The organism is Archangium sp. (assembly GCF_036277355.1).
Lineage (GTDB): Bacteria > Myxococcota > Myxococcia > Myxococcales > Myxococcaceae > Archangium.
The window spans coordinates 1-8,144 of record NZ_DASUNC010000014.1 but is presented as its reverse complement, the minus strand read 5'-3'; the positions used below and the strand labels follow the sequence as shown (position 1 = coordinate 8,144).

The window sequence follows — 8,144 nt, the reverse complement described above, 5'->3', positions numbered from 1 at the left end:
ATGGACTTCCAGCCCGTCCCCGCTGAAGTCCATGAAGCACTTCTCCCCGGCCCGGTGCTCCTGGCGCATGGTGACGCTCACGCACTTCACCCACCGCGCGTAGCGCTCGCAGAACTGGCTGTACTGGTAGCCCTCCGGGTTGCCCTCCCGGTACTCCTGCCATAGCAGCAGCTTGGTGACGCCCTTCCTCCTGAGCTCCGCGTGCACATGCGCCCAGTCCGGCTCGGGCCGGCTCGCCACCACCTTGCCCTCGTCCGCGAACAGCAGCGCCGTGAGCGCCGCGTCGTCGTCCAACTCCGGCGGCAGCGGCCAGCTCGTCAGCTTCGCCGCCTGCGCCCGGTACAGGTAGCGATTCACCGTGCCCACGCCGATTCCCAGGCTCCGGGCAATCTCCCGCACCGACAGCTTCAGCTCCAACCTCTGCCTCAACAACTCTCTCAGCTTGCGCATGGACAGCCTCTCTGCCGCCATCAAGACCTCCTTCTTGGGGGAGGTCAGAGGCGGCGGCTCGTCCAGCACCGTCAACGCTCCGCTGGGTCGCTCATCCCGTCACCTACTTCCAGGGTGCGTTCCACTTGCCCGGAATCGGTGTTCCACATGGCCGGAATGGGCGTTCCACTTGCTCCGGAATCAGTGTTCCACTTGCCCCGGAATCGGTGTTCCACATGGTCCGGTGCACGCACCCACGGGCGCAAGTCCTTCACCTATCCCCTGCCCGAGTGCGAGCAGGTCCCCCGGCCCGCGCTCACCCTGGTGCCCGCCTCCCCCGGCGCGGACGTCCGCCTCGAGCCCCGGAGCGCCGGCTCCTGGCGGCCCGAGTTGGAGGCCTCCTGGGCGGCGGGGACGTCCCGGGGGCTCGACGCGCGCGCCGGCCTCGTCCCCTGGGGCGACGGCTCCCTGGGCTTCCTCCAGGTCCGGGCGGAACGGCTCTCCGAGGCGCCCGCGCGGGCCCGGGTCGTCTTCGTGGTGGATGCCTCCCACAGCGTGGGCCCCGCGGGCATCTCCCGCCAGGTGGAGCTCGCCGGGGAGTACCTCCAGTGGCTGCCCGATGCGGCGGCCGAGGTGGTGGTGTTCCGCCGCTCCGCCGAGCGTCTCTTCGGACGCCTCATCCCCGCCTCGGAGTGGAAGACGGCGCTGGCCACCCTTCCCCCCGAGCGGCTCGCCCCCGGCAATGGCTCGCACCTGGACGAGGGGCTGAAGCTCGCCCAGCGGGTGCTCGCGGAGGGCAGCGGGCCCGCGCGCGTCCTCGCCCTCACGGACGGGCTGCTGCGCCAGGCCTTCGAGCCGGTGCCCCCCGCTCCCTCCACCGCGGCCCCGGATGCCGCCGTGCACCTGCGGCGGCTGCCCCTCCGCACCGGCGTTGCCGCCCCCCACGAGAAGCTCTCCGGGCCCCTCGTCCGGGACGCCTGCGGCACGCAGCTGCCCTCCTACGCCCGCGGCCTGGAGCCGCTCGTGCGGCCCCTGCGCTGGGAACGGGTCCACCTCGAGGACGAGCACGGCCTCCGGCTGACGGAGTTGCCCGCGATCGAGGAGGGAGAAGGGTTCCAACGCTGGCTGCCCAGCCCCCAGACGCCCCTGCGCGGACTGGTGATGCGGGGAGAGCGCTGGGGCTGTGCCGCCTCCCAGCCGGTGGCTCCCGATGACACGCTGTCCGCCGACCTCGTCCGCAACGCCTGGTCCACCCTGCACGTCGAGTCGTGGAACCGGAATCCTTTGAACGCCAACGAGGAGGACCGCCCTCCCGAGGAGGCGGTCGAGCAGCTGGCGCGGGAGGGCGACTGGGTCTCCCCCACCCGCTCGTTGCTGGGGGTGCCCTCGGGCGCGGGACCCTCGACGGCCCGGACGCACGCGCTGCCGGACGGGGTGACGCGAGGCATCATCGGAGGCGTGGTCGGCGGCACCATCGCCTGCCCCATGGGGTCCCTGTCACCGCGGGCGGCCCCTCCGGAGCGCCAGGAGGCGGTGGCACGGCTCCTCCAACCGGCCTTCTCCACCTGCCTGGGCGCGGGAGGCCACGCCTCGCTCCAGGTGCGCGTGGAGGCCACGGGGGATGAGATCGTCGACGTGGAGGTGACGGGCGCGGCCTCCGAGCCCCAGGCCTCGTGCGTGCGCGAGGCCACCTGGGCCCTCCGCCTGCCTGCCCTCTGCGATGACGGCTCGGCGGAGACCTACACGCTCACCCCGCGCCGCTAGACGCGCGACTGGCGCGAGGAGGCCAGCGACACGACGGCGGAGCGCAGCTCCTCCAGGTCCGCGGAGTGGTCCATGAACCAGGCGCCGGGGACGCGGGCGATCTGCTCGCGCAGCCGGGGGTTGGTGAAGGGGCTGTAGAGGATGACGGGCACGTCCGGGTTGCTGGCGCACAGCCGCTCGAGCGCCGCGAGCCCGGCATCGCCCAGCATCCGCGCATTGCAGAGGATGAGCTCCGGCGCCTGCCGCTGCCCGGAGAGCAGCTCCCCGGCGAGCAGCTGGACGGCATCCCGCGCGTCCTCGACCACACCGACCTCGAAGCGCTCGTGGGCGAGCATGTCGCACATGAGCTGGCGGCGCTCCTTCAGGTTCTCGATCAGCAACACCTGACCGTGAAACACCACCGGACGCCTCCGGGACTCGCCCCGGAACATGGCCCGGCCCGCCCTCGACGCCCCCTGCTGATTCACCACCGCACTGGATTGCATGACGACCCTTCCCCTTGCTCTCGACCGGCCGCTCTACAGCACGAACCGTGCCGACGCCCCGTGCGCCGCGCCATAGCACGGCTTCACCCGGAATGACTAAACATCCCAGACAGGTCTGACCAGCCCGTGTGGCAGGGAAGAACGCCACATGTGGCGTTCCGCCACAGCGTCTGGGATTTCCACGACAGACCCACAGGACTCGAGCCGGAAGCGGCTTCTTCTCAGGTGCCGAGACGGGTGGGGAGCAGCATCTCAGGAGCCGAGAGGAGCGGAGGAAGGAGACTATACAAGTCACCTTTCGCCTGCTACTGCTCAGGTCATGCGCTCCCCAGACTTCGAACCTCTCTCCCTTCGGCCCGCGGATGAAGTCGCGGGCTGGCGAGTGCACCACCTCTGGCGCCAGGACGACTTCAGCGTCACCTGGAGCGTGGAGCGGGACGGCGAACGCCGCCTGCTGCGCATGGCCCTGCGGCCGCCCGGCTCACGCGAAGGCCCGAAGATGGAGCGGTTCCTGGAGCGCGAGGCGGGAGCGCTGCGGCGCGTGCAGCACGCCTGCGTTCCCCGGCTGCACGAGGACGGACGCTGGCCGGACCCGGTGCACGGATTCCGCTACCTGCTGATGGATCATGTCGAAGGAGCGGAGCTGACGGACATGAGGCGCCGCGGTGTCACGGCGCTGCAGATCACACGGATGATGATGCAGCTGGCCCAGGCGGTGGACGCCATGCGCCGCGCGGGCGTCAACCATGGCGCCATCGGGCCGAAGAACATCCTGATGCGTGACGCGGACTCGCCGCCCATGCTGGTGGACTTCAGCCTCGCCGACTGGCCGGGCAATACCCACCCGCCCGAGCACTACCCGCTCGCCGGATTCGGAGGGCTCGATACGTTCCTGCGGGAGAACCCGGACATCGGCTTCCAGGTGATGCCCCTCATCCGCGGCAAGCGCTACCTGTCCTGAACCGCCTCCCCGGCTGAGCGGACGGGCAGGCCCGGCTCCTCCGCGTCGCGCCGGATGGCCCTGTCACAACCACGGTGCGCCGCCTCCTCCCAGGTGGGACCCGCCACCGGGAGAGACACGGGATGCGTCGTTGGGTGCGGATGATGGCAGTGGGGTGGGGACTGGCTTGCTTGCAAAGCGTGGGTTTCGTGGCGCCTGCCCTCGCGAACCCTGGTCCGAACGGGAACGGCGCGCCGCCCGCCCAGGGGGTGGACGGTGGCGCCGCTTCCCGCGCGGCCTCCGAGGAGCCCTTCCTCGGCGTCATCATTCCCCATGACACCGTGAACGTGAGCACCCGCTTCGACTCGCGGCTGGAGAAGCTCGAGGTCGAGGTCGGCCAGCACGTCCACGCGGGCCAGGTGCTCGCACGGCTGGACACCCGCTCGCTGGGGCAGGAGCTCGCGGCGGCCGAGGCCAGCCTCCAGGGCTCGCGCGCCGAGGAGCAGGCCGCCCGCCTGGCCCTCTCCGAGGCTCGCGCGAAGAAGGCCCGCTACTTCACCCCGCGCTCCCTGGAGCTGGGCGTCTATTCCCAGGAGGAGCTGGACAAGGTGCGCTACGAGGAGAGCACCGCCAATGCCCGCCTGCAGGCCGCCCGGGCGCAGACGCTCCAGCGGAGCGCCGAGGCCACCGAGCTGCGGCAGAACCTCGAGGACGCCACGCTCGTGGCGCCCTTCGATGGCGTGGTGGCCGCGAAGCTCACCAGCCCCGGTGCGCGGCTGGCGGCGGGACAGCCCGTGCTCAAGCTGCTCGGCACCGGCGGTTGGAAGGTGCGCTTCGCCGTGCCCGAGGACGCGGCGCGGCGGCTCCAGCCGGGTGGCCCCGTGGAGGTGAAGGCCGTGCAGCCCGGCCTCGCGCTCGAGGGCACGGTGGAGAGCGTGGCGCCCGAGGTGGACTCCGCGGCCCGGCTCGTCTTCGCCACCGCCACCTTCAACCAGCCACCGCCGCCCGAGGTCTCCACGGGCATGGTCGTCCACGTCCGTCCGGGGCCCTCGCAACAGCTCGGTGGGCGGGGCACCGGCGGCTCCGCGCCCACGGGAGCGATTCCCTGAATGGAAGCCACACAACGCACCCGCATCTTCCGCGAGGAGGCCCTGCGCCACCACGAGGGCTCCCAGGAGGACGGGGACCTCCTCCGCATCTCTCCCCGGTGGACCCGGTGGACGTACTGGTTGCTGCTCGCCCTGGTCGTCTGCGCCGCGCTCTACTCGGTGCTCGGCACCATCCCCGAGTACGCCTCGGGCCCGGCCATGGTGAAGGTCGAGGGCCGCAGTGATCTCACCCCCCAGCTGCCGGGAATCGTCGCCTCGGTGGAGGTGAAGCCCGGGCAGCGGGTGGAGGCCGGACAACCCCTGGTGAACTTCGTCTCCCAGGACGAGACGGCCTCGCTGGAGCGCATTCAACGGGAGTTCGAGCTGCAGCTGGTGCGCGTGCTGCAGGATCCGGCGGACGAGGCCGCGCGCCAGGCCCTCACGTCACTGCGCGCCGAGCGCGAGCTGGCCGAGGCGCGGCAACAGGCCCGGACGCTGAGGGCCCCGCACGCGGGCGTGGTGGGCACCCTGCGCGTGCGCGAGGGCCAGTACGTCAACCCGGGAGAGAACGTGGTGTCCGTGGTGGGGGATGACGTGCACGTGACGCTGGTGGCGCTGCTGCCCGGGGGCTACCGGCCGAGGCTCGAGCCGGGCAAGCCGCTGCGCGTGGAGCTCAACGGCTTCAACCACGAGTACCAGACGTTCACCATCGACTCGGTGGGAGATCAGATCATCGGCCCGAGCGAGGTGCGGCGCTACCTGGGCGCGGACACGGGGGATGCGATCAACCTGTCGGGCCCGATGGTGCTGGTGCAGGCGCGCATCGACTCGCCCACGTTCACGATCAAGGGAAAGACGTTCAACTACTTCGACGGAATGCTGGCCCAGGCGGACGCGCGGGTGCGCAAGGAGCGGATCCTCGTCACGCTGATTCCGGGCCTGAAGGGAGCACTGGGACATGAGGACTGACGCCGTCCGGCATCCGGGGCTCACCGAGCGGTTCCCCGCGTTCCGCAACCTGCGGGTGAAGGGCCGCGAGCGCCGCATCCCGCTGGTGCGCCAGTTGACGGAGATCGAGTGCGGCGCCGCGTGCCTCGCCATGGTGCTCGGCTACCACGGCAAACCCCTGCGCCTGGAGGAGGTCCGCCAGGCGATGGGGACGGCGCGGGACGGGGTGTCGGCGCTGGACATCCTGCGCACGGCGCGCACCTTCGGGCTGCGCGGGCGCGGCGTCTCCGTGGACGAGGAGGCGCTGCACTACCTGCCCACCGGCACCATCCTCCACTGGCAGTTCTCGCACTTCGTCGTCTTCGAGAAGCTGGGACGGGACGGCGTGCACCTGCTGGACCCCGGGCATGGCCGGCGCAAGGTGTCGCTGGAGCGCTTCCGCCAGTCCTTCACCGGCGTGGCCCTGCTGCTGGAGCCGGGCGAGAGCTTCGAGACGGGCAAGAAGCCCCGGCCGCGCTCGGCCGCGAGGTACGCGCTGCAGGTGCTCCAGCAGTCGCACGTCCTGCAACGCATCATCGTCGTCTCGCTCATCCTGCAACTCTTCGCGCTGGCGGTGCCGGCGCTGACGGGGCTCATCATCGACCGGGTGGTGCCTCGCGGAGACAAGGAGCTGCTGCTGGTGGTGGGCCTGGGCTTCATCTCACTGGCCGGCTTCCAGCTGCTCACCTCGCTCATCCGGAGCCACCTGCTGCTCGAGCTGCGCACGCGCATGGACTCGAACATGACGCTGGGCTTCCTGGAGCACATGGTGAGCCTGTCCTACGCCTTCTTCCAGGTGCGCGCGGCGGGAGACCTGATGCAGCGGCTCAACAGCAACGCCACCGTGCGGGAGATCCTCTCCTCCAGCACGCTGTCCGCGCTGCTCGATGGGGCGCTGGTGATCATCTACCTCGGGCTGCTGTTCCTGATCAGCCCGGCCATGGCGTTGATCGTCCTGGGGCTGGGCAGCCTGCAGATCCTCATCCTCCTGCTCTCCACGAGGCGCCAGCGCGCGCTCATGTCGGAGAACCTGGAGGTGGAGGCGAAGAACCAGAGCTACCAGATCGAGATGCTCACGGGCATCCAGACGTTGAAGGCGTTCGGCGTGGAGCACCAGGCGGTGCAGCGCTTCTCGGAGAGCTTCGTCAACGTGCTCAACGTGTCGCTGAAGCGGGGCCGGCTGACGGCGTGGGTGGATGCGCTCACGGGGACGCTGCGGCTGGTGGCTCCGCTGGTGCTGCTCACCTGCGGGGCCCTGCTGGTGCTGAAGGGGACCATGTCGCTGGGAACGATGATGGGGCTCAACGCGCTGGCCGTGGCCCTGCTGGTGCCACTGGGCAACCTGGTGACCACGGGCAGCCAGCTCCAGTTGCTGCGCAGCTACATCGAGCGCATCGACGACGTACTGGACACGCAGCCCGAGCGGGACGCCTCCAAGCCGGGCCGGCAGGTGAAGCTGCGAGGGGGCATCGAGCTGGACCGGGTGTCGTTCCGCTACGCGTCCACGTCGCCGCTGGTGGTGCAGGACGTGTCGGTGAGCATCGAGCCCGGCCAGTCCGTGGCGATCGTCGGCCGCTCGGGCGCGGGGAAGACGACCCTGGCCAACCTGCTGCTCGGCCTGTACCTGCCCACCTCCGGGCGCGTGCTCTTCGACGGGGAGGACCTGACGGAGTTGGATCTGCACTCGGTGCGCGGCCAGGTGGGGGTGGTGCCGCAGGAGCCGACGTTCTTCAGCTCCACGCTGCGGGGCAACATCGCCATCACGGACCCCACGGCCCCGCTGGAGCCCGTCATCGAGGCGGCCCGGCTGGCGCACCTGCATGGCGACGTGATGAACATGCCCATGGGTTACGACACGCCACTGGTGGACCGGGGTGCGTCGCTGTCGGGAGGGCAGCGGCAGCGGCTGGCGCTGGCGCGGGCGCTGATGCAGAAGCCGGCGGTGCTGCTGCTGGACGAGGCCACCAGCGCCCTGGACGCCATCACCGAGGCGAGGGTGCAACAATCGCTGGCATCGCTCCAGTGCACGCGCGTCATCATCGCCCACCGGCTGAGCACGGTGGTGGACGCGGACCTCATCCTGGTGATGGACGAGGGCCACCTGGTGGAGGCGGGAAAGCACCAGGAGTTGCTGCTGCGTGGTGGCATCTACGCGGAGCTGGTGCGCGCCCAGATGCGCAGCGGCGGCCGGGTGGAGTGAGTCCCACGTCCCGCGTCACCCATGTCTTCCACGAACTCCTTCCAGGTGCCTGCTTCGGATTTCCCGGAGCAGACATCATCCGCGGTGAGCCTCCCGGGCGCGCACCGCGCGAACTTGGTCGGGTAGACCGGGGAGTTACCTCCCCGGCCCCCCACGGATCCGGACGTGCGGAATTCCCGCATCCGGCTCTTCGGCTCATGGACTCACTGCGAGCGGAAGCCCATCTCGCACCCTGCGCTGGACGAGCTCGC

The 8,144-nt window shown here is 70.7% G+C and carries 7 protein-coding genes; 5 read left to right on the top strand and 2 right to left on the bottom strand.

All coding sequences use genetic code 11. The features are described 5' to 3' along the window. Positions 1 to 471 (bottom strand): sigma factor-like helix-turn-helix DNA-binding protein (locus VFZ09_RS02605; protein ID WP_329725850.1); only part of this gene is annotated, 471 nt, incomplete at its 3' end. A gap of 171 nt (positions 472 to 642) precedes the next feature. Between VFZ09_RS02605 and VFZ09_RS02600 the strand changes: the two genes are divergently transcribed. Next, positions 643 to 2,193: a vWA domain-containing protein gene (locus VFZ09_RS02600; RefSeq protein ID WP_329725849.1), complete on the top strand. Its 1,551-nt coding sequence runs from the start codon at positions 643 to 645 to the stop codon at positions 2,191 to 2,193. Here the strand turns inward: VFZ09_RS02600 and VFZ09_RS02595 are convergent. Beyond that, positions 2,190 to 2,678 carry a response regulator gene (locus VFZ09_RS02595; RefSeq protein ID WP_329725848.1) on the bottom strand — a complete coding sequence of 163 codons (489 nt, stop codon included), beginning with the start codon at positions 2,676 to 2,678 and terminating at the stop codon, positions 2,190 to 2,192. The genes VFZ09_RS02600 and VFZ09_RS02595 overlap by 4 nt on opposite strands. Positions 2,679 to 3,060: 382 nt before the next feature. Between VFZ09_RS02595 and VFZ09_RS02590 the strand changes: the two genes are divergently transcribed. From VFZ09_RS02590 to VFZ09_RS02575, 4 genes are all read left to right on the top strand, one after another. Then, complete coding sequence (locus VFZ09_RS02590) at positions 3,061 to 3,639, top strand: serine/threonine-protein kinase (RefSeq protein ID WP_329725847.1); 579 nt, start codon at positions 3,061 to 3,063, stop codon at positions 3,637 to 3,639. A gap of 188 nt (positions 3,640 to 3,827) precedes the next feature. After that, positions 3,828 to 4,727, top strand: coding sequence for an efflux RND transporter periplasmic adaptor subunit (locus VFZ09_RS02585; RefSeq protein ID WP_329725846.1), 900 nt, complete (start codon positions 3,828 to 3,830; stop codon positions 4,725 to 4,727). Beyond that, positions 4,728 to 5,675: an efflux RND transporter periplasmic adaptor subunit gene (locus tag VFZ09_RS02580; protein WP_329725845.1), complete on the top strand. Its 948-nt coding sequence runs from the start codon at positions 4,728 to 4,730 to the stop codon at positions 5,673 to 5,675. Then, positions 5,665 to 7,893, top strand: a complete 2,229-nt coding sequence (locus tag VFZ09_RS02575) for a peptidase domain-containing ABC transporter (RefSeq protein ID WP_329725844.1) — start codon at positions 5,665 to 5,667, stop codon at positions 7,891 to 7,893. Before VFZ09_RS02580 ends, VFZ09_RS02575 begins: the two co-directional genes overlap by 11 nt. Positions 7,894 to 8,144: the final 251 nt, after the last annotated feature.

Excerpts from the sequence above, each read along its gene's own strand:
- VFZ09_RS02580 (WP_329725845.1), top strand. The coding sequence starts at position 4,728 with ATGGAAGCCACACAACGCACCCGCATCTTCCGCGAGGAGGCCCTGCGC.
- VFZ09_RS02595 (WP_329725848.1), bottom strand. The coding sequence starts at position 2,678 with ATGCAATCCAGTGCGGTGGTGAATCAGCAGGGGGCGTCGAGGGCGGGC.
- VFZ09_RS02575 (WP_329725844.1), top strand. The coding sequence starts at position 5,665 with ATGAGGACTGACGCCGTCCGGCATCCGGGGCTCACCGAGCGGTTCCCC.